Origin of the sequence: Stenotrophomonas sp. DDT-1 (genome assembly GCF_001580555.1) — a bacterium.
GTDB classification, from domain to species: domain Bacteria; phylum Pseudomonadota; class Gammaproteobacteria; order Xanthomonadales; family Xanthomonadaceae; genus Stenotrophomonas; species Stenotrophomonas sepilia.
Map to the genome: position 1 here is coordinate 56,071 of NZ_LEKR01000014.1, position 22,141 is coordinate 78,211.

The following is a 22,141-nucleotide window of genomic DNA, read 5'->3' on the forward strand; positions in this document are numbered from 1 at the left end:
TGTGGCAATGCATCAACGACTGCAGGTGGAGCGGAGGTTGGCGCTGGCCTTGATCAGCGCTGTATTGGCCGCATGTTCGATGGACGACCGGCTGGGTGATACCCAGATCCGGCCAACCGACCGTCCCGAGTGCCTGGTCGGCAGCCAGCGCCAGGACCTGGCCTCCGGGGTGCGGCCATTGATCGGCGGCACCGGCTGCCGCGCCGACCCGGACAACCCGCGTCCCCTCAACAAGCCACTGGAGTAGCCTGCCCCCATGCCCGAGCTTTCCCCGCTGTCACCCAGTGTCCGCCTGGACATCTGGTTGTGGGCGGCCCGTTTCTTCAAGACCCGCAGCCTGGCCAAGCAGGCGATCGAGACCGGCAAGGTCAGCGTTGCCGGGCAGCGTCCGAAATCCTCACGCGCGGTGCGCGTGGGCGAGCAGCTTCAGGTCGACCGTGGTGAAGAGCATTTCGAGGTCCAGGTGCTCGGCTTGAGCGATCAGCGCGGGCCCGCAGCGACGGCGCAGCAGCTGTATGCCGAGAGCGAGGCCTCCAAGGCGCGTCGTGCCGAACAGCGTGCGCTGCGCATCGCCGCGCGCGATGGGTTCCAGCCGCCGGAGCACAAGCCGGACAAGCGCGCACGCCGGTTGATCCGCGCGCTGGGGGACATCGACGCGCTGTGACGCAGCCCCGGCGTTCGCCGGCGACATCACCTTCCGGGATACGCCGCAGCGCGGTGGCAACGGCTTCAACGAGAGCTCGCCGGACCGTGCCTGCGTCCAGGCGCTGCGGGACGCCAGCCGAAATGGCGTACTGCTGCGGAGAGCATGCGAACCGACGCTTCGCACCCGGTGGAGCGCGCCGGTAGCGCCGGGCCATGCCCGGCGACTACCCCGATCGCCTCAACCGTGCAGGTCGTAGCGGTCCAGTTCCATCACCCGCGTCCAGGCGGCGATGAAATCCTGCACGAACTTCTTCTCGCCATCGGCGCTGGCATAGACCTCGGCCAATGCGCGCAGCACCGCGTTTGAGCCAAACACCAGGTCGGCGCGGGTACCGGTCCAGCGCACAGCGCCGTCGGTGCGGCCACGGCCTTCGTAGCTTTCGCGGCCGGTGGCCTTCCACTGCGTACCCATGTCCAGCAGGTTGACGAAGAAGTCGTTGCTGAGCGTGCCTGGGCGCGTGGTGAACACGCCGTGCTTGCCACCATCGGCATTGGCACCGAGCACGCGCAGGCCGCCGACCAGCACGGTCATCTCCGGCGCGGTCAGCGTAAGCAGCTGCGCCTTGTCGATCAGCAGCGCCTCCCCGGGCACGCTGTAGGCGCCCTTCAGGTAATTGCGGAAGCCATCGGCGACCGGCTCGAGCACCGCGAACGATTCGACGTCGGTCTGTTCCTGGCTGGCATCGGTGCGGCCCGGGGTGAACGGCACGCTGACCTCATGGCCACCGGCCTTGGCCGCCTGCTCGACACCTACGCCACCGGCCAGCACGATCAGGTCGGCCAGTGACACGTGCTTGCCGCCGGCATTGAAGCTGGCCTGCACCTTTTCCAGCGCGGCCAGCACCTTGGCCAGCTGCTGCGGCTGGTTCACCTCCCAGTCCTTCTGCGGCGCCAGGCGGATGCGCGCACCGTTGGCGCCGCCGCGCTTGTCCGAACCACGGAAGGTCGAAGCCGACGCCCATGCGGTGGACACCAGCTCGGCGACGCTCAGGCCCGCTGCGGCGATCTGCTGCTTCAGCGCGGCGATGTCCCTGGCGTCGATCAGCGGGTGCTGTGCTTCCGGCAGCGGGTCCTGCCAGATGAACTGTTCGGCCGGAATTTCCGGGCCGAGGTAACGTGCGCGCGGGCCCATGTCGCGGTGGGTCAGCTTGAACCAGGCGCGGGCGAAGGCATCGGCGAAGGCCTGGGGCTCGGCGAGGAACCGGCGCGAGATCTTTTCGTAGGCCGGATCCATGCGCAGCGACAGGTCGGTGGTGAGCATGGTGGGGCGGTGCTTCTTCGACGGGTCGTGCGCGTCGGGAATCACCGCTTCGGCGTTCTTGGCCACCCACTGGTGGGCACCGGCCGGGCTCTTGCTCAGCTCCCATTCGTTGCCGAACAGGATTTCGAAGAAATCGTGGCTCCACTGCGCCGGGGTGCGCGTCCAGGTCACTTCCAGGCCGCTGGTGATGGCGTCGCCGCCCTTGCCGCTGCGGAAGCTGCTGGCCCAGCCCAGGCCCTGGTTTTCCAGCCCGGCGGCTTCCGGTTCCTTGCCGACGTTGTCGGCCGGGCCGGCACCGTGGGTTTTGCCGAAGCTGTGGCCGCCGGCGATAAGCGCGACGGTTTCCTCGTCGTCCATGGCCATGCGGCCGAACGTATCGCGGATGTCATGCGCGGCCAGCACCGGATCCGGGTTGCCATCCGGCCCCTCCGGATTGACGTAGATCAGGCCCATCTGCACTGCGGCCAGCGGGTTTTCCAGCGTGCGCGAGTGCACGTCGCCGTCGGCATCGTCATCGGATACGAGCACGCCATGGTTCTCTTCAACGCCTTCCGAGCCATGCTTGTAGCGCACGTCACCGCCCAGCCAGGTGGTCTCGCGGCCCCAGTACACATCCTGGTCCGGCTCCCAGGTATCGGGGCGGCCGCCGGCAAAGCCCAGGGTCTTGAACCCCATCGATTCCAGAGCGACGTTACCGGTGAGGATGAGCAGGTCGGCCCAGGAAATGGCCTGGCCGTACTTCTGCTTGATCGGCCACAGCAGGCGCCGGGCCTTGTCCAGGCTGACATTGTCCGGCCAGCTGTTGAGCGGTGCGAAGCGCTGCTGGCCACGACCGCCGCCGCCGCGGCCGTCGCCGATGCGATAGGTGCCGGCACTGTGCCAGGCCATGCGGATGAACAGGCCACCGTAGTGCCCGAAGTCGGCCGGCCACCAGTCCTGCGAATCGGTCATCAGCGCCTTCAGGTCCGCCTTCAGCGCGGTGTAGTCCAGCCCCTTGAAGGCCTTGGCGTAATCGAAGCCGGCATCGAGCGGATTGGAGCGCGCCGAATGCTGGTTGAGCAGGTCCACGCGCAACTGGTTCGGCCACCAGTCGCGGTTGGTCGTCGCGTCGCCGACGACGGCATGGTTGAACGGGCACTTCGCTTCGCTTTTCATGGGTCTCTACCTGTGGACTGGCGAAAGGTGGAATCGGGGGGAGGCCTGACCACGATAGGTGGCGCCTACCAATGGGTAAATTCGATTGATTCAACCGATGCGATAGTGGCGAACTATGGAGCCGTCCGACTAGGACGGTCGTGTCCGATCAACGCTTCAGCAGACCCGCGCCCAGCTTCATCAAGTCACTGGCTCCGAACTGGCCGTCGCCGTCCTGGTCCAGGACGCCGCCGAGCAGGTTGCCGATGCCGCCGGACTGCTGCGTTTCCTGGCCCAATGCCTGGCTCAGCTGGCCTGCGTTGCCACCCTGGGCGAAGCGCTGGGCCAGGAAGGACATGACGATGGGGGCGAGGATTGCCAGCAGCTTGCCCGAAGTGCCGCTGTCGAGACCGGTCTTCTGCCCGAGCAGTTGTGCCGCCTGCGGTTGCTGGCCACCGAACACGTGGCCGAGGATGCCGGCGCCATCGGTGGCGCCGCTGCCGCCCCCGCCCATCACCGCGCCCAGGATCCCGCCCAGGTCGAAACCGCCGCCACCGCTGTGGTCGCGCTGCAACGCGTTGAGCAGCGACTGCGCGCCCTGCGGCTCACTGGCGTTCTGCCCCATCGCGCCGAGCAGCAGGGGCAGGGCGCTGCCGACGGCCTGGGCGGTCTGGCTGCTGTCCAGGCCGAGTTGCTGGGACACCTGCTGCAGGCCCTGGCCCTGCTGCAGCTGCTGGAAGAGGGATGCAGCGAGCGATTCGGTGTTCATGGCAGTCTCTGTTCTGTGAAGGAAGGACGGCCCGAGCATAACGCTGCGTGCACTACGGGAATGCGAAGGCAGCCGAGCATGGGCCCGGCTCTACAGACAGAGCGCCACGGGGTCGTTGTGGAGCCGAGCATGGGCTCGGCTCTACAGGCAGGGCGTGAGTTGTAGAGCCGAGCCCGCGCTCGGCCCAGGCCTGCCAGCGGGCGCGGTTACAGCAGCGTCTTCAACCGGTACAGCGCCTCAAGCGCCTGCTTCGGCGTCAACTCGTCCGGGTCGATCGCCGCCAGCGCTTCCTGCGCCTTGCTGGACGGCGCGCTGAACAGGCCGAACTGCTGCGGTGCATCCAGTGCCTGCGGTGCCAGTTCGGCCGCGTGGCTTTCACCGCCGCGCTGTTCCAGCTCGGCCAGGCGGCGACGCGCCTGCGCCACAGTAGCCCGCGGCAGGCCGGCCAGTGCCGCCACCTGCAGGCCGAAGCTGCGGTTGGCCGGGCCATCCTTCACCGCGTGCATGAACACCAGCCCCTCACCGTGCTCGACGGCGTCCAGGTGCACGTTGGCGATGCCACTGCGGCCGCCCTCATGCTGTTCGTCGGCCAGCGCGGTCAGTTCGAAGTAATGGGTGGCGAACAGCGTGTAGCAGCGATTCTGGTGGGCCAGGTGGCGGGCCACCGCGTCCGCCAGCGCCAGGCCGTCGTAGGTGGAGGTGCCGCGGCCGATCTCGTCCATCAGCACCAGCGAATGGGCGGTGGCGTGATGCAGGATGTAGCTGGTCTCGGCCATCTCGACCATGAAGGTCGACTGCCCGCGGGCGAGGTCGTCACCGGCGCCGATGCGGGTCAGGATGCGGTCGATCGGGCCGATCACAGCGCGGCTGGCCGGCACGAAACTGCCGATATGGGCCAGCAGCACGATCAGCGCGTTCTGCCGCATGTAGGTCGATTTACCGCCCATGTTCGGGCCGGTGATGACCAGCATGCGACGGTCGGGATGCAGGTCCAGGTCGTTCGGTTCGAACGGCTGCTCACGCACCGCTTCGACCACCGGATGGCGGCCACGCTCGATCTTCAGGCACGGCTCGGCCTGCAGCTCCGGGCGCGACCAGTCCAGTGCCTGCGCGCGCTCGGCGAAGGCGGCCAGCACGTCCAGTTCGCTCAGCGCAGCGGCGCACTGCTTCAACGGTTCCAGCTGTTCGCCGAGGGTGTCCAGCAGCTGCTCGTACAGGTATTTCTCTCGCGACAACGAACGGTCGCGCGCGGACAGCACCTTGTCTTCGAACGCCTTCAGTTCTTCGGTGATGTAGCGCTCGGCATTGGTCAGCGTCTGGCGGCGGGTGTAGTGCACCGGCGCACGGTCGGACTGGCCCTTGCTGATCTCGATGTAGTAGCCGTGCACGCGGTTGTAGCCCACCTTCAGGGTGGGAATGCCGCTGCTTTCGCGTTCACGCTGTTCCAGGTCCACCAGGAACTGGTCGGCATGGGTGGACAGGCGGCGCAGCTCGTCCAGCTCTTCATCGAAGCCGTCGGCCAGCACGCCGCCGTCGCTCAGCTTCAGTGGCGGCATTTCGGCAATGGCGCTGGCCAGCAGCTGCGCGCACGCGTCATGCTCGCCCAGCGCGGCGTGCAGGGCCTGCAGGCGCGGCGAATCCAGCGGCGCCAGCACCTCGCGCACGGCGGGCAGCAAGCCCAGGCCATCGCGCAGGGTGGAGAAATCGCGCGGGCGCGCCGAACGCAGCGCGACGCGGGTGAGGATGCGTTCCAGGTCGCCCAGGCGGCGGAACTGTTCGCGGATATCGGCGTCGCTGCCGCGGTCGATCAGGGTTTCCACCGCATGGTGACGCTGTACCAGGACCTCGCGCAGGCGCAGCGGGCGGTGCAGCCAGCGCCGCAGCAGGCGGCCGCCCATCGGCGTCACCGTGCTGTCGAGCACGCCCAGCAGGGTATTACGGGTATCGCCGTCGACGCGCGTGTCCAGTTCCAGGTGGCGACGGGTGGCGGCGTTCATCGCGATCGCCTCGCCAGCGGTTTCCATCGCGATCGAGGTCAGGTGCGGCAGGCGCTGCTTCTGGGTTTCCTCGACATAGCCGAGCAGGGCGCCGGCGGCGGCGGTGGCACGGGGCTTGTCATCGATACCGAAGCCGCTCAGATCGTGCAGCTTGAAGAAGGCCAGCAGCTGGCGGCGGCCGCTGTCGGCGTCGAACAACCAGGGGGCGCGACGGCGCACGCCGGTGCGCTGGCGCAGGAATTCCGGCCAGTTCTCTTCGTCGGGCACCAGCAGCTCGGCCGGCTCCAGTCGGGCCAGTTCGGCTTCCAGGGCGTCGTCGGTTTCCACTTCGTTGACCAGGAAGCGGCCACCGGCCAGGTCGGCCCAGGCCAGGCCGTAGCCCTGCTTCGTGCGCGACAGCGCCATCAGCAGGGTGTCACGGCGCTCGTCCAGCAGCGCTTCGTCGGTGACGGTGCCGGGGGTGACGATGCGCACCACCTTGCGTTCGACCAGGCCCTTGGCCAGCGCCGGGTCACCGATCTGCTCGCAGATCGCCACTGACTCGCCCAGCGCCACCAGCCTTGCCAGGTAGCCCTCGTAGGCATGCACCGGCACGCCGGCCATCGGAATCGGCGCGCCGCCGGAGCTGCCACGCTGGGTCAGGGTGATGTCGAGCAGGCGCGCGGCCTTGCGCGCATCGTCGTAGAACAGCTCGTAGAAGTCGCCCATGCGGAAGAACAGCAGCAGGTCCGGGTACTCGGACTTGGCTGCGAAGAACTGCTTCATCAGCGGGGTATGTTCGGCGGACTTGTCTTTGGACATGGGATTCGTGGATCAGGGCGTCCGGCCGCGCCGGGCGGCAGCGGCAGCGGAGCGGGTACAGGGCCGTCCATGGTAACTGCTGGGGCCGGTGGGCGCCGCTGCGGTTGGTGGGCATTGCCCGTGCGGGGCACACAGTCAGGCCGGAACCAGGGTGATCTGCCGGTGGCTTGCGAAGATCTCCATTACGATCTCGAAGTAGGTCTGGCCCTGGCCTCGTTGCAGGGCGTCCAGCTGGAGCGCAATGGTCCGCGTATTGAACGTGCCCGGGGCTTCCAGCTTGGACTGCAGCCACTGACATGTGGTAGTTCGTCCCAGTGCGGCGCGGCTGTGCTCGATATCACCCCAGATCACCGTGGCCCGGTCGTGGCCGGCCAACACCCCATAGCCGCCATGCAGCAGGTCATCCAGGGCGTCCAGGCTTGGCCCGAGCTGCCAGTTCCCGCCGGCCATGAACACGCGATTGATCTCCGCGTACAGGCTGGGGATGTCATTGATGGCGGCGCCTTCAATCTGTAGGACGATGGTCATGCGGCGACTGTAGCGTCAGCAGGCGGAAGCTGGCGTGCTGTAGGACCAGGGTTCGCGCCATGGCCCGAACGCGCAGCGTCCTGGGCGTTTGCGGTGTGTTGCCCCGCAGTCGACTGAATTTGCAATCTTTCCTATAGAAGTTCCTGAGGCGGCCGATACCCTTTGCGCCTTTCTGCGCTTCGCGTAGCGGCGTGCTGTCGCCTGTGCGTCGGCAGACCCGAATCAAGCCGGCACGTCGATGCCTTGTCCTTTTCCGGACAGAGCGCCTGACGGCCTGCATCAATATCAGGAAAACACTGTGCGGTCAGGGAAGAAGCAGGCACGACAGGCGTGCCGTGGTGGTGGGTGGGTGGTGTTGCTTGGCATGACCTTCGGTGTTGCCGCCCAGCAGGCCGGTGATCCAGCCGCGCAGGAACTGCTGAGGCAACAGGAACGCGAACGCGTGCTGCGCGAGCAGCAGGAACAACGCCCCGACGTCCGCCTGGAGCGGGACGCGCAGAAGGAGGGCGACCGCCTGCCGGCGCAGGAGCGCCCGTGCGTACGCATCGATCGCATCGTGCTGGAAGGCGAAGGCAGCCAGCGCTTCGGCTGGGCACTGGCGGCCGCCGACCCGGCGGACGATCCGGCCACTGGCCGTTGCCTGGGAACCGAAGGCATCAACGTGGTGATGAAGCGTGTGCAGAACGCGATCATCGCGCGTGGCTATGTCACCACGCGCGTGCTGTCGGCACCGCAGGACCTCAACCAGGGCACGCTGACGTTGTCGGTGGTGCCAGGCCGGTTCCGCGAGGCCGTGTTCTCCGACCCGCAGGGACGGCATCCGGCCCTTGCCAATGCACTGCCGATCCGCAGCGGCGGCCTGCTCAACCTGCGCGACATCGAGCAGGGGCTGGAGAACCTGCAGCGCGTGCCCACCGTGAGCGCCGACATCAAGATCGCGCCGGCCGACGGCGAGGGCGCGGCGCCGGGCCAGAGCGACCTGCAGATCGACTGGACGCAGCGTTCACCGGTACGCGCCAGCGTCACCCTGGACGATGCCGGCAGCCGTGGCACCGGCAAGCTGCAGGCCAATGCCACGCTGTCATTGGACAATCCGCTGGGCCTGAACGAGCTGTTCTACATCAGCGCCGGCCGTGGCGTGTTCAATGGCCGAGGCAAGGACACCAACAGCTGGACCGCGCACTACGACGTGCCCTGCGGGTATTGGCTGTTCGGTGCCACCGCCAGCGCTTACGACTACAGCCAGAACGTGGTTGGTGCCTTTGAAAGCTATGACTACAGCGGCCGCAGCCAAAACGCCGAAGCGCGGGTAGACCGGCTGTTGCTGCGCAATGCCAAGGTCAAGTTCAGCGCCTACGCGCGCGGCTGGCTGCGAGAGTCGAAGAACTACATCGACGATACCGAGATCGAAGTACAGCGTCGCCGCACCGCGGGCTGGGAACTGGGCCTGACCCACAAGCAGTTCATCGGCACTGCCACGCTCGATGCCAGCGTGGCCTACCGGCGTGGCACGGGCGCCTTCCACGCACTGCGTTCGCCGGAAGAGATGGCGCAGTTGTGGGACCCGACGTTGCCGCTGGAAGGCACCTCGCGGATGAAGCTGATCACCGCCGACGCGCAGTTCAGCGTGCCGTTCCAGCTGGGCAGGCAGCGCCTTCGCTACACCGCCGCATGGCGGGCGCAATGGAACCGCACGCCGCTCTCGCCACAGGACCGCTTCGCCATCGGCGGCCGCTATAGCGTGCGCGGTTTCGACGGTGAAAGCTCGCTCAGCGGCGAGCGTGGCTGGTCGTTGCGCAACGATCTCTCGCTCGGTATCGGGGGCGGCCAGGAGTTCTACGTGGCTGCCGACTACGGCCGCATCGGCGGCCCATCCGCGCAGTGGCAATCCGGCCATGACCTGGCCGGCATGGCACTGGGCCTGCGCGGCGGCTGGCAGCAGCTTTCCTGGGATGGCTTCGTCGGTTCGGCACTGCACAAACCCGCCCATTTCCCCACCGACTACACCACATTCGGCTTCAGCCTGGCCTGGCGCTACTGATCCGCCACAAGGACACGTGACATGAACACTATCTATCGTCTGGTTTTCAACCGCGCGCTGCGCGTCTGGCAGGTGGCTTCGGAGCTGGTGAAGGGCGGCGGTGGCCTGGTCGGCCATGTGCCGGGCCGGCAGAGCGCCGCGCTGTCGCCCCTGGGCTTCGCACTGATGTGCTCACTGGGCTGGGTCAGCTTGGTACCCCCTGCGCTGGCGCAGTCCGATGCGCGCATCATTTCCGACCCCAATGCGCCGGGCCGTGAACGGCCGACGATGGTGACGGCCCCCAATGGCGTGCCGATGGTGAACATCACCACGCCGTCGGCGGCGGGTGTGTCGCGCAACCGCTATTCGCAGTTCGACGTGGGCCGCGATGGCGTCATCCTGAACAACGCCCGCGGCCAGGTGCAGACGCAGCTGGGCGGCTGGGTACAGGGCAACCCGTGGCTCGCCACCGGCAGTGCACGGGTGATCCTCAATGAAGTGAATGGTCCGGCCAGCCGGCTCAACGGCTATGTGGAAGTGGCCGGGCAGCGCGCCGAAGTGATCATTGCCAACCCGGCCGGGATCCAGGTCAACGGCGGCGGCTTCCTCAACGCCAGCCGCGTGACCCTGACCACCGGCACGCCGATGTTCACGGGTGCTGGGGCACTGGAGGGCTACCGCGTCACCGGTGGTGCGATCCAGATCGATGGAGCGGGCCTGGACACCAGCCGCGCTGACTACACCGACCTGATCACCCGTTCGTTGCAGGTCAACGCCGGCATCTGGGCCAACCAGCTGCAGGCGACGCTGGGCAACAACGTGGTCAGTGCCGACCACAGCCAGGCCAGCGCGACCGCGGCCAGCGGCGAGGCACCGGCCTTCGCGCTGGACGTTGGCGCGCTGGGCGGCATGTTCGCCAACAAGATCTGGCTGGTCGGCAACGAGCACGGCGTGGGCGTGCGCAATGCCGGCAGCATTGGCGCACAGGCCGGCGAGCTGGTGGTGACGGTGGATGGCCGGCTGGAAAACACCGGCGCCCTGCAGTCGCGGCAGAACGTGCGCGTGCAGGCCAGTGGCGATCTTGCCAATGGCGGCACCATCGCGGCCACGCGCGAAGTTGCGATCACCGCCGGTGGCACGCTGGACAACAGCGGCGGCACGCTCAATGCACAGCGCCTGCAGGTGGAGGCGCACGGGTTGCGCAACCATGGCGGCGCCATTGAACAGACCGGCGCGCAAGCGCTGGCGCTCAAGGCCGACGCAGCCAGCAACCGTAGCAATGGCCTGTTGGGTGCACTGGATGCCGTAGCGTCAGGTGGTAACGGGAGCAGCGTTGGCAGCGGCACGTCGCCCGGCAATGGCGGTGGAACACCCGGAACCGGCACGCCGGGAACGCCGGGAACCGGAGGCGGCAATGGCGGCTCGGCGGGCACGCCGACGTCGCCGGAGCTGCCCCTGGCCGAGGGCCTGATAGCCATCGCCGGTACGCTGGACAACGACGGCGGCAGCATCAGCAACGGCGGCACGGTGTCACTGGCCGCACGCAACGGTCTCGACAACAGCGGCGGTCGCCTGGGCGTGAGCGCGCTGCAGGCCGGGGGGGAGCTGCGCAATGACGGCGGCATGCTGCAGGTGCATGGCGATGCCGCGTTGCAGGTGGGTCTGTTGTCGAACCAGAAGGGTGCGCTGAGCGTGGCCGGCGACCTGTGGCTGGATGCGCAGTCGCTCGACAACCGCGGGGGTGAACTGCGCCACGCCGGCAAAGCGGCATCGTCGTGGACGGTGCAGGGCCTGTTCAACAACGACGGTGGTCTGCTGGCCACCAACGCCGCGCAGTTGGCGCTGCAAGCAGGCCAGGTCGGCAATGCCGGTGGCCGTATCGAACATGCCGGTGGCGATGGTCTCGCGTTGGTTACGGGCGACTGGGCCGGCAGCGGTGGGCGACTCAGTACCCTGGGCCGCCTGCAATGGTCGGCCGGCAACGCCGATCTGCGCAACGGTTCGCTCAGTGCGGCCGGGTTCGAGATCCTGGCCGCGACGCTGGACAACCGGGGCGGCAGCCTGCTGTCGCTGGGTAGCGGGGCCAGTTCGGTGAAGGCCACGACGCTGGACAACAGTGCCCGCGGCACGTTGGCCGGCAACGGCGATCTGGCACTGGTCGCGACCACGCTGGACAACAGCAACGGCCTGGTTCAGCAGGCTGGCACCGGCACCCTGAGCGTGCAGGCCGATACGTTGCGTGGCAGCGAAGGGCGCCTGCTCAGCAACGGCGCGCTGGTGCTGTCCGGCGGCGAGCTGGACGTGAGTGGCGGTACGACATCGGCGCAGAGTGTGCAGATCCACGCCGGGGCACTGCGCAACCGCCAGGGCCAGATCGTTTCGCAGGGTGTCTCGGCGCTGGCGCTGGACGTGCGCGATGCGCTCGACAACCAGGGCGGCAAGATCGTCGGCAACGGCGGCCTGCGCATCGACGCCGGTCGCATCGACAACCAGAAGGGCACGCTGCAGTCGGCCGGTACGCAGGGCGTGGCGCTGACGGTGCGCGACACGCTGGATAACAGCGGCGGCGGCATCTCCGGCAATGGCCAGGTGCAGTTGCAGGTTGGCAGCCTGGTCAACCAGGGCGGCAAGGTGCTGGCGGCAGGCAGCGGCGCGCTGCAGGTGCAGGCCCGAGAGCGCTTGGACAACAGCAACGGCGGCCGCCTGGCCGGTACCGGTGATCTGCGGCTGCAGGCGGCAAGCCTGGACAACCGCGGCGGTGCAATCGAACACGCCGGCGGCGGTACGTTGCAGATCCGCGCCGACAGCCTGCAGGGTGCGGGCGGCCGCATCCTCAGCCAGTCGGCGCTGGAACTTGAGGGCGGCGACCTGCTGCTGGGGGCCGGCAGCACTACCCAGGCAGAGCGCATTGCCATCGATGCGCAGCGCTTGGACAACACTGGCGGCAACCTCAGCGCGACCGGCAGCGACATGCTGCGGCTGCACGTGGCGCAGCGCGTGGACAACAGTGGCGGTACGATCGCCGGCAACGGCGCGCTGGATGTACAGGCCGGTGAACTGATCAACCGCAAGGGCACGCTCAGCGGTGCCGGAACGGCTGACAGCACGCTGCAGATCGTCGCTGCGCTGGACAACCACGAAGGCACGATCGCCAGCAACGCCAACCGCCTGACGGTCACTTCCGCACGGCTGGACAACAGTGGCGGCAGCATCCGCCAGGCCGGCAACCAGGGCCTGGACATCACTACCGGCCGCCTGGACGGCAGCAAGGGCACGCTGGTCTCCTCGGCCACGCTGACCCTGCGTGCTGGCGACGTGGATCATCGTGACGCGACGCTGGGCGCCGATCGCCTCGACCTTGAGGCCACTACGCTCGACAACGCCGGTGGCCGCATCATCGCCAGCGGCGAAGGCGCCAGTCGCATCAAGGCCACGACGCTGGGCAATGCCGGTGGCACGCTGGCCAGCAATGGCGACCTGGCCCTGCTGGCACAGGCGCTGGACAACCGTGCAGGCAGGATCCAGCACGCGGGGAGCGGCCAGCTGCAGGTCTCGGCGAAGACCCTGCTGGGCAACGGCGGCAGCGTGCTCAGCAATGGCAGCTTCGCGCTGGACGGCGCCAACCTCGATCTGACCGCGGCAACCACCTCGGCGCGCCGCGTCGACATCACCGCCGATACCCTGACCACCGCCGGTGGCACGCTCACCGCAACCGGTGAAGACGCGCTGCGCCTGCGCGTACAGGGTGTGCTGGACAATCGCGGTGGATCGCTGGCCAGCAATGGCGCGCTGGCTGTCACCGCGCAGCAGCTGATCAATGCACAGGGCACGCTGCAGGGTGCAGGCGCGGGTCACTCCACGCTGGCGATCGGCCAGGCGCTGGACAACCAGAAGGGCCGCATCCTGCTCGGCGGTGCCGGCACGGTCACCGCGGCCAGCCTTGGTAACCAGGGCGGCACAGTGCATGCGGGCGGCAGCGCGCTGGTGCTGGGCGTTGACGGTCGCCTCGACAATGGCGATCAGGGCCTGCTGTCCAGCACCGGCACGTTGACCCTGGGCGCCGGCAGTCTCGACAACCGCCACGGCACCCTGGTCGCTGGCAAGGACCTGAGCGCGACCACGGCGGCAGGCGTAGACAACAGCGACGGCGCGATGCAGGCCGGCGAACGGCTGCAGTTGCAGGGCAACGGTCTGCTCAACCAGCGCGGCACGCTGCTGAGCGGCCAGCTGGACATCGATACCCGCGGCCAGCGGCTGGACAACCGCGCCGGCACGCTGGGCACGCAGAAGGGCGCGCTGAGCGTTCGCAGTGGCGCGATGGACAACCAGGGCGGCCGCGTGCAGTCGGCGGCCGACCTGGCCATCAACACGGCCGGGCAGGACATCGACAACCGCGCCACCGCCGGCAGCGGTGGATTGCTGGCGGCAGGGAAGCTGCAGCTGGATGGTGGCGTGCTGGACAACCGTGGCGGCGCAGTCAATGCACAAGGCGATGCGCGCTTGCTGCTGGCCCGCGTCGACAACAGTGCCGGTGGAACACTTGCCAGCGCCGCGAATCTGTCGCTGCAGGCGGCGAGCCTGGCCAATGCCAGTGGTCGCGTGCAGGCCGGGCGCAACCTCGACCTGACCCTGGACGGGCACCTGGACAACGCCGCCGGCGCGATCGCGGCCGGCCAGCTGCTGACCCTCACGGCCGCCAGCGTGGACAACCGCAACACCCGTGGCGGCGACGGCACGCGTGGCCTGCAGGCGGGCCAGCTGCAGTTCGGTGCACAGTGGCTGGACAACAGCCAGGGCCAGATCGTCACCGATGGCGGTGCGCGGCTGCAGATCAACGGCCAGCTGCAGAACACCGGCGGCGTGATCAGCACCGGCGGCAACCTGGACAGCCAGGCGGACAACGTCGCCAACAGCGGCGGCCTGCTGCGCGCCGATGGCAGCCAGACCCTGGTCGCACGTGCGCTCAGCGAAGACGGCCAGGTGCATGCGCAGCGGGACCTCGGCCTCACCCTGCAGCAGGGCATGCGCCATCGTGGCGAATGGATCGCCAACGGTACGCTGTCGCTGAACCTGTCCGGCGACCTCGACAACCAGGGTGTGGTGCGCGGTGGCAACCTCGACCTCAACGCCCAGAACATCACCAATGCCGCGTCAGGCGAGATCTCCAGCCAGGGCACGACCCACCTCAATGCCCGTGGCCAGCTGACCAACCGGGGCCTGATCGATGGCGCGCTGACCCACCTGGAGGCCAGCGAAATCGACAATCTTGGCACCGGGCGCATCTACGGTGATCGCGTGGCGATCTCCACCGGCGTGCTGAAGAACCGCGCCGAAGAGGCCGGTGGTGCCACCCGCGTCGGCACCGTGGCCGCACGCGAGCGGCTGGACCTGGGCGTGCGCGAGCTGCAGAACACCGGCAAGGGCCTGATCTACAGCGGCGGTGATGCGGCCATCGGCGGCACGCTGAGTGCCGATCGCATCGCCAGCGGCATTGCCGGGCGGATCGACAACATCAGCTCGGTCATCGATGTGACCGGCAACCTGTCCATTGATGCGCAGGTGGTCAACAACATCCGCGAGAACGTGGCGATCGCCCCGACCCAGGTCAAGACCATCGACACTACCGTCAACATGATGGTGGCGGCGTGGCAGAAGAACTCGAAGAACACCGCAGGCACGGTCAGCGATACCAGCAATTACAAGGCCTGGGAGTTCTACTACATCGCGCCGGAAGACGTGCTGCAGGACGAGCCCTACATTGCGCCGGACGGCACCCGCCTGGGCAAGGCGGTGGTTCGCTTGACCGCGAGCACCTCGCGCTTCTTCTTCGGCTCTGGTGGATTGGGCTATGACGTGCGCGGTGAGCGCTGGCGCATGGATCCGGTCAACGGCACCGTCACGATCTACTACGTGAGCAAGGGCACTGCCGCCAATCCGGACCAGGTGCCGGGCGGCGATCCGTTCGACGTGCTCAAGTCGAAGGAGAAGTTCACCTACCAGAACGATCGCCTGACGTTCTCCAGCGCCTACGGCACCTGCAGCACTACCTGCATCCAGTTCATCACCCCGGCGTCGTTGAGCAATCCCGATGCGACCATCGTCGGTCGCCGCCAGCACACGCAGGAACACGGCCTCAATGAAGAAAAGCGCGTTGCCCACCACGTGGCCCATGAGGACCAGCTGCAGCCCGGTGCCGGTGCCGATGCGGTGATCCGTTCCGGCGGCAACATGCGCCTGTCGGTGGACGAGCTGAACAACCGCTACGCGCAGATTGCTGCGGGCGGCAATCTGCAGATCGTCGGTCACGGCGCCGACAGCCGTGTCAGTAACGTCGGTCTCGAATTGTTCCGCACGCATACCTTCAACAACACCTCCATCGCCTACGACGGCACCCGAACGCAATGGACCGCCGAGCCCATCTCCGAAAAGATCGGCCAGCTGGGGGGCCAGATTACCGCCAACGGCACGTTGAGCATCGACGTCGGTGACCTGAGCAACCTCAACCAGGGACGGAACGCGCCGAACGTGCAGAACGGTTCGGCCATGGCCAACCTCAACGTGCAGGGGCCCACGGCGCTGCCGGATGGGCCGGGTCATGGCGGTGCGCAGGGGCCGGGCCAGTCCGCCGGCACCGGTGCCGAACGCGCGCTGGCACAGGCGGCCGATGGTGCCAGTACCCAGCAAGGGAGCAGCGTCGGCGGCGTGAGCGGCAACACCGGTACGTCCGGGCCGCGCGTGGTCGCAGCCAGTGGAGGATCGCCGGATCGCATCGCGATGGGTGCACCGGACACGCGCGCGCCGAGCGCCAGCCTGTTCAACGTCAATCCCAACGGCGGCCACTATCTGGTCGAGACCGATCCGCGCTTCACCGACCACAAGACCTGGCTGAGCTCGGACCACCTGCTGGGCCAGATGGGCTACTCGCCTGATACCGTGCAGAAGCGGCTGGGTGATGGGTACTACGAGCAGAAGCTGGTGCGCGAGCAGATCGGCCAGCTGACCGGTCGCCGCTTCCTCGACGGCTACGCCAGTGACGAGGCGCAGTACCGCGCGCTGCTGGAGGCCGGTGCCACGGTCGCCAGCGAATGGGGCCTTCGCCCCGGCGTGGCGCTGACCGAAGCGCAGATGGCACAGCTGACCAGTGACATCGTCTGGCTGGTCGAGCAGACCGTCACCCTGGCCGATGGCAGCACCACCACCGCGCTGGTGCCGCAGGTCTACCTGCGCCTGCGCCCGGGCGACCTCGACGGCAACGGTGCACTGCTGGCCGGCGCCAATGTCGATATCAAACTGGGCAATGGCCTGGTCAACACCGGCAACATCGCCGGGCGCAAGCTGGTGACCATCGATGCCGGCAACATCGAGCATCTGGGCGGCAGCATTTCCGGCCAGTACGTCGGGCTGTCGTCGGACAAGGACATCCGCGTTGTCGGTGCCGCCGTGACGGCTAGCGATGCGCTGTCGGTCAAGGCTGCGGGCAATGTCACGGTGGCCTCCACGGTGGAGACACAGCAGGGCGGTGGCACCTACCAGTACGAGACCAACCGCATCGATCGGGTCGCCGGTCTGTATGTAACCAATCCCAGTGGCGACGGCATGCTGTCGGTGGTGGCCGGTGGTGACATCAGCCTGCAGGCCGCACAGATCCGCAACGCCGGCGCCGACGGTCTGACCCAGCTGGCCGCAGGCGGCACTCTGGATGTTGGCGCGATTGCGCTGGAGGAACGCCGCGACGCCACCTTCGATGAACGCAACCATCAGCGCAGCAGCAGGACGACACACGCTGCCACGTCAGTGCAGGGCGCTGGCGATGTGGTGCTGGCGGCGGGCAAGGACATCAACCTGGCCGCCGCGCAGATCAGGGCGGCGGGCGGTCTGGCCTTGCAGGCCGGTGGGGACATCAACAGCCAGGCGCTGGTGGACAGCGAGAGCCGGGATTTTGCGAACGCGGGCAAGCGCAGCTCGCTGCAGATCAGCCAGAGTGATGAGACCGTGCGGGGCAGTACATTGCAGTCCGGGGACAATCTGCTGCTGAACGCGGGCCGGGATGTGAACTTGACAGCCGCGTTGGTCGACAGCAATGACGGCGCGGTAAGCGTGGCTGCGGGCCGCGACGTCAACCTGCTCTCGGCCAACGAGACGCACGACTACAGCCTGGACAGCTACGACAAGAAAAAGAAGACGCTCTCCAGTACCACCACCACGCGCAGCGTCGACGCGAGCGACAGCTATGCCATCGGCACGGCGATCCAGGGCGAGCGTATCAACATCACGGCTGGACGCGATCTGACTGCGGTAGGTGCGGTGGTCGATGCCACCGGCAACGTGATTCTGGGGGCCGGTAACAATGTGCTGATCACTGCTGCCGAAGATCATCACAGCAGTGAGTCCAGCGAGAGCAAAAAGAAATCCGGCGTTACCGGAGGCTTCGGCAACGGCGTGGCATCGGTCGGCTACAGCAGCGCGAAGAACAGCAGCACCCGCGCCGAGCAGTCCACCACCCAGGTGGGATCGGCGATCGCCTCGCGCGACGGCAATGTGCTGATCAATGCTGGCAACACACTGACGATCGAGGCCTCGGACGTCGCCGCAGGCGAGAACCTGACACTGGTGGGCAAGGACATTGCGCTGCTGGCGCGGCAGGACACCGCGGACAGCCAATCCAGCCAGGCCAGCAAGTCGAGCGGCTTCTCGGTGGGCGTGACCTACGACCCGACCAAGGCCTACCGCAGCGCCCGCGATTCGACCACCGAGGGCATGGCCGACAGTGGTTCGGCGATGGGGCGGATCACCCGCACCGCTGAAGGCGCAGCCTCCGGCCTGCGTGCGGCCACCACGTCGACCGTGGTGACTGCCGGCAGCCAGCGTGCCAACAGCGAGCAGAGCCATTCGACCAGTGATGCCCGCGTCAGCCAGTTGGCTGCAGGCGGCGATCTCACGTTGATTGCCAACGGCGGCTCGATCCTCAGCCAGGGCACGCAGATGTCGGCCGAGGGCAACGCTGTGCTGCTGGCCACCCAGGACATCGTGTTCGACGTGGCCCACAACACCGAGCGCAGCGACAGCAGCAGCCGCGGCAAGGGCTGGGGCTTTGCCAACAACACCAGCGGCCTGCCGTTCGGTACCAACAACGCGCAGAGCCGGGGCAGCGGCAGCAGTGACACCATCACTGGCACGCAGCTGTCCGTTGGCGGCGGCGTGCGCATGGCCACCACCGAAGGCAACATCAGCCTGACCGCAGCCAACATCGCCGCCGAGAAGGACGTCAGCATCCGTGCGGCCGGCGATCTGCTGGTGCGCAGCGGGCAGGATACGGTCAGCAACGCCAATACGTCCGACAGCAAGGCGATCGGCACGGTACAGATATCGGATACCGAGAAGTTCTCCGGCTGGCACCGCGAGCAGCACCAGGACGACAGCGCGCAGGTGTCACAGGTGGCCAGCAGCATCGGCAGCCTGGGTGGCAGCGTGAACCTGACCGCCGGGGGCAAGTACACGCAGACGGCCAGCAACGTGGTGGCCGCCAAGGACGTGAACATCACCGCCGCCGAGATCGAGTTGCTGACCGCGGACGAAAGTGGTCACTACTCGCAGAGCGACAAGGACCTGAAGATCGGCGTGTTCGCGCGGGTGAAGTCGCCGTTGATCGACCTGATCAACAACGTGGACGCGGCCCGTCAGTCCGATGATCGCCTGCAGAAGATGCAGGGCATGGCAGCGGGCGCCAACGCGTACCAGGCAGCCAGTGCGATCTCGGCGCTGTCCGGCCGAGGCGGCAGTGGCGAACTGTTCCGTGCTGAAGCAGGCATCGGCTTCAAGACCGCCAACAGCAGTGCCGATGGCAGCAGCAGGGTGTCGCGTGGTTCCACCATTCAGGGCGGCGGCAACGTCAACCTCACTAGCACCCAGGGCGACATCCATGTGGTGCAGGGCAACCTGAGTGCAGGCAACACGCTCAGCCTGGATTCGGCCGGCGACATTCTGCTGGAAGCAGGCAAGGCGCATGTGGCAGACCGCAGCAAGAGCAGCAATGCCGGCGCCGAAGTGGGCGTTGGCGTCTCTGTAGGGGCGCAGACGGGCGTGTATGTGTATGCCGAAGCCAGCGTGGGCAGCAGCAAGGCGAACTCGGACAGCAATACCTGGCAGAACACCACGCTGACCGGCCAGAACATCTCGCTGAAGGCCGAGGGTGACACCACGTTGCGCGGCGCGACCGCCACGGCTGACCGCATCGACGTCAAGACCGGCGGCACGCTGACCATCGAATCGCTGCAGGACATTGCCGAGAGCATGTCCAGGAACAGCCAGGTGGGCGGCCGCGTACAGGTGTCGTTCGGTACCGCGTGGAATGCCGACGGGTATGCCAGCGCAGGCAAGGCCAGCGGCAGCTATCAGGGTGTCGGCCAGCAGAGCGGCCTGTTCGCCGGCAATGGCGGCTACCACGTCGATGCCGGCCACGTGAACCTGGTGGGCGGGGCGATTGCCAGCACTCATGCGGGCAACAGTGAACTGACTGCGGGCTCGCTGACGTTCACTGACCTGCAGAACCACATGGACTACACGGCCAGCTCCGGCAGCATCAGTGGCGGTGCGGGCGGGCAGATGAATGGCTGGGCGCCCAAGCCGGGAACGGCCGCACCGCGAGGTGGTCCGGGCCTGCCGATGATGGAGAAGGGCAGCGACAGCAGCTCCACCCTTGCCACCTTGACCGAGGGCAACATCACCATCGGTGGCAAGCAGACGTCGGCGGCCGAGCTGGGCATCAACACCGACGCCAGTGGAGCGCATCGTGCGCTGGATGCATTGCCGGATGCGAGCAAGCTGCTGGCAGACCAGCAGGCGATGGCGGCTGCGGCGGGAACGGTGATGGCCACCAGCCAGCAGATTGCATGGGACGCTCAAGCCTATCAGAGCAAGAAGGCAACCCAGGCGTACTACGATGGCCTGTCAACCGACGATAAAAAGGCGTTCAACGCGCTCAGCGCGGAACAGCGCGATGCGGTGCTGACGGCAAACAGCCAAGCATATAACGATGCGAAGAAGTGGGGTGATGGCGGTGAGTACAGCCGTGCCCTGAGCGCAGTGACGACGGCTGTGGTAGGGAGCGTAGCCGGCCAGGGCGCCGGTCAGGTCGCGTCCAATGCGCTGGCGCCCTATGCCGCTTACTTCATCGGCAGCAAGCTTGACTCGAACCACGGCAGCGATCCCAATGCGACTCTGCAATTGCTGTCGCACGCGGTATTGGGTGCACTGCTGGCAGAAGCCAATGGTGGCAGTGCGGGAACCGGAGCGGTCTCCGCGGCTGGCGGCGAGTTGGCCGCGAAGGTGCTGACTAATACACTGACCGGGGGAGATCCTTCCAGGCTGAGCCCGGAGCAGAAGGAGATGGTGCTGGCGTTGTCGCAGGCGGTGGGTGCACTGGCGAGTGGATTGTCAGGGCAGGATCTGGCTGGGATTGCGCTGAATGCGGGGATTGCCAAGAATTCGGTTGAGAATAACTACCTTTCATTTGAGCAACGAACTGCCAAAGATACTGAAGGGGCGAAGTGCGGCAAGGATGATGTCTGCCGCCGTGAGGTTGAGGATCGTTGGGCGGATGTCAGTCAAGGTCAAAGTCGGGAAATGAAAGATCGCTATCTCTCGTATCTGTCTGAAGATGAGAGATCTGTGCTGTTTAATCTGAAGCCCGGAACCGCCGCGTATGATGAGATCGTTGCTCTAGCAGTTATTCGTGAGAGTGGAAAATCGCCAGACTATGGTTCGATTTTCGCTCGGGACGTATCGCTTCTGAGAGAGAACGATTGGGTTGGCGCCTTGGCTGGCGGAATGCCGGGGGGCATGCGTCTTGCAGACAGGAATCGTCTGGAAATGGCGGTGTTGGGTCCTGTCTTTGCAATGCCCAGTGTGCTTTCTACGCTCGGGGGCGCAAGTCCGGAGACAATTTCCTTAACCAATCAAATTGGATCCATTGCATGGGATGTGGCTGGAGCTGCGGTCGCCTTCGGCCCGAAATCAACAAGCTCTCGAAGTGGGGTGACAAAGGACCCAGCAGCAGTGGGGGGGGGCGTTCCTCAGCCTAAGGTTATGGCATTGTGGGAAAATCCACTTCTGACCGATGTCAAATTCTCAAAAGGTCAGACCAGATATAGTGCGGATCAGACGCAAACAAATATTTCCGTTGGTGATGCGATCCGAACTCTTGAGAGTAATGGATATTCCAGAACCGTTTCCAAGGATGGGAGTGTGACCGTTTTGCAGAAAGGGGGTAATATCTACAGGTTCTATCCGAAGTCTTCTTCCGATGGGGTCCCATCTGCATCGCTTACCATCTCTGGCCAGAAGAAGCCTGTTCTGAAGATTCGTTTCGTCGGGAGTGAAAATGGAAAATGATTATCTGCTTGAAATAAAAGAAAAGGTGGTGGGGTTCGTTTCTCGTCTAGTTGATCTCGAGATGGATCTTCCGCAAATGGTTTTTAGGGGGGAGGGGTGGTGCTTCAGGTTCTTTGAAAGACCCGTTTTGTTGGATGATGAAGTTATGTCAAATCTAATTGAGAGTTCATCAAGAACTTTTGGTTCGGGTGTTTTTGTAAAATTCTCTCGATCGCCTGATTTGGATTCAGTTTTGGTGGTTGATAGTTCTTGCGTTGAGCGGGCATTTGATTCGGTCGCTGATGCTTATGAAGATAATTTGATGGACTTAGGATACCCGGTTATCTTTGGGGATCTGGAGGGGCGTTGGATTGGCTTTGAAAGTGTTTGCGAGGAGCTGGGTGTCCTTGCAGTTAGAGATTCGATCCAGGCACATGAGTTCATCTCGAGACTTGGTGAGGGATTGATCTCGGTTCGTGATTTGCATGCATGGGCCGTGGATGGAGGCGACCTTGAGAAGGTCGCAAGAGCTTTCTTGGCAGCCTATGATGATTGAA

9 protein-coding genes are annotated in these 22,141 nt (G+C 66.2%); 5 read left to right on the forward strand and 4 right to left on the reverse strand.

Annotation, left to right across the window (positions count from 1 at the left end; genetic code table 11):
* Window positions 1-7 precede the first annotated feature (7 nt).
* Complete coding sequence (locus tag AB839_RS09485; protein WP_061479154.1) at window positions 8-247, forward strand: hypothetical protein; 240 nt, start codon at window positions 8-10, stop codon at window positions 245-247.
* A 9-nt stretch (window positions 248-256) separates the two neighbouring features.
* On the forward strand, window positions 257-664 hold the full coding sequence (locus AB839_RS09490) for an RNA-binding S4 domain-containing protein (RefSeq protein ID WP_005415742.1): 408 nt from the start codon (window positions 257-259) through the stop codon (window positions 662-664).
* Between the two features lie 219 nt (window positions 665-883).
* Here the strand turns inward: AB839_RS09490 and katG are convergent, their stop codons facing one another.
* From katG to AB839_RS09510, 4 genes are all read right to left on the reverse strand, one after another.
* Window positions 884-3,121: a catalase/peroxidase HPI gene (gene katG / locus AB839_RS09495; protein WP_061479155.1), complete on the reverse strand. Its 2,238-nt coding sequence runs from the start codon at window positions 3,119-3,121 to the stop codon at window positions 884-886.
* 148 nt (window positions 3,122-3,269) lie between these two features.
* Window positions 3,270-3,869 carry a DUF937 domain-containing protein gene (locus AB839_RS09500; protein ID WP_061479156.1) on the reverse strand — a complete coding sequence of 200 codons (600 nt, stop codon included), beginning with the start codon at window positions 3,867-3,869 and terminating at the stop codon, window positions 3,270-3,272.
* A gap of 206 nt (window positions 3,870-4,075) precedes the next feature.
* Window positions 4,076-6,667, reverse strand: a complete 2,592-nt coding sequence (gene mutS, locus AB839_RS09505) for a DNA mismatch repair protein MutS (RefSeq protein ID WP_061479157.1) — start codon at window positions 6,665-6,667, stop codon at window positions 4,076-4,078.
* Window positions 6,668-6,802: 135 nt separating this feature from the next.
* The gene (locus AB839_RS09510) at window positions 6,803-7,195 is read right to left on the reverse strand and encodes a barstar family protein (protein WP_061479158.1); all 393 of its coding nucleotides are present in this window, start codon (window positions 7,193-7,195) and stop codon (window positions 6,803-6,805) included.
* Window positions 7,196-7,559: 364 nt separating this feature from the next.
* On the opposite strand from AB839_RS09510, the gene AB839_RS09515 reads away from it, so the two are divergent.
* Genes AB839_RS09515 through AB839_RS21525 form a run of 3 tightly spaced genes read left to right on the forward strand, consistent with a single transcriptional unit; the run spans window position 7,560 to window position 22,140 of the window.
* On the forward strand, window positions 7,560-9,236 hold the full coding sequence (locus AB839_RS09515) for a ShlB/FhaC/HecB family hemolysin secretion/activation protein (protein WP_241776760.1): 1,677 nt from the start codon (window positions 7,560-7,562) through the stop codon (window positions 9,234-9,236).
* A gap of 21 nt (window positions 9,237-9,257) precedes the next feature.
* A complete protein-coding gene (locus AB839_RS09520; RefSeq protein WP_241776761.1) occupies window positions 9,258-21,605 on the forward strand; it encodes a hemagglutinin repeat-containing protein in 12,348 nt (4,115 codons plus the stop codon).
* Window positions 21,595-22,140, forward strand: a complete 546-nt coding sequence (locus AB839_RS21525) for a hypothetical protein (protein ID WP_156476638.1) — start codon at window positions 21,595-21,597, stop codon at window positions 22,138-22,140. Before AB839_RS09520 ends, AB839_RS21525 begins: the two co-directional genes overlap by 11 nt.
* The last annotated feature ends 1 nt before the right edge of the window (window position 22,141 follow it).

Excerpts from the sequence above, each read along its gene's own strand:
- AB839_RS09520 (WP_241776761.1), top strand. The coding sequence starts at position 9,258 with ATGAACACTATCTATCGTCTGGTTTTCAACCGCGCGCTGCGCGTCTGG.
- AB839_RS09510 (WP_061479158.1), bottom strand. The coding sequence starts at position 7,195 with ATGACCATCGTCCTACAGATTGAAGGCGCCGCCATCAATGACATCCCC.
- katG (WP_061479155.1), bottom strand. The coding sequence starts at position 3,121 with ATGAAAAGCGAAGCGAAGTGCCCGTTCAACCATGCCGTCGTCGGCGAC.
- AB839_RS09500 (WP_061479156.1), bottom strand. The coding sequence starts at position 3,869 with ATGAACACCGAATCGCTCGCTGCATCCCTCTTCCAGCAGCTGCAGCAG.
- AB839_RS09485 (WP_061479154.1), top strand. The coding sequence starts at position 8 with ATGCATCAACGACTGCAGGTGGAGCGGAGGTTGGCGCTGGCCTTGATC.
- AB839_RS21525 (WP_156476638.1), top strand. The coding sequence starts at position 21,595 with ATGGAAAATGATTATCTGCTTGAAATAAAAGAAAAGGTGGTGGGGTTC.
- AB839_RS09515 (WP_241776760.1), top strand. The coding sequence starts at position 7,560 with ATGACCTTCGGTGTTGCCGCCCAGCAGGCCGGTGATCCAGCCGCGCAG.
- AB839_RS09490 (WP_005415742.1), top strand. The coding sequence starts at position 257 with ATGCCCGAGCTTTCCCCGCTGTCACCCAGTGTCCGCCTGGACATCTGG.
- mutS (WP_061479157.1), bottom strand. The coding sequence starts at position 6,667 with ATGTCCAAAGACAAGTCCGCCGAACATACCCCGCTGATGAAGCAGTTC.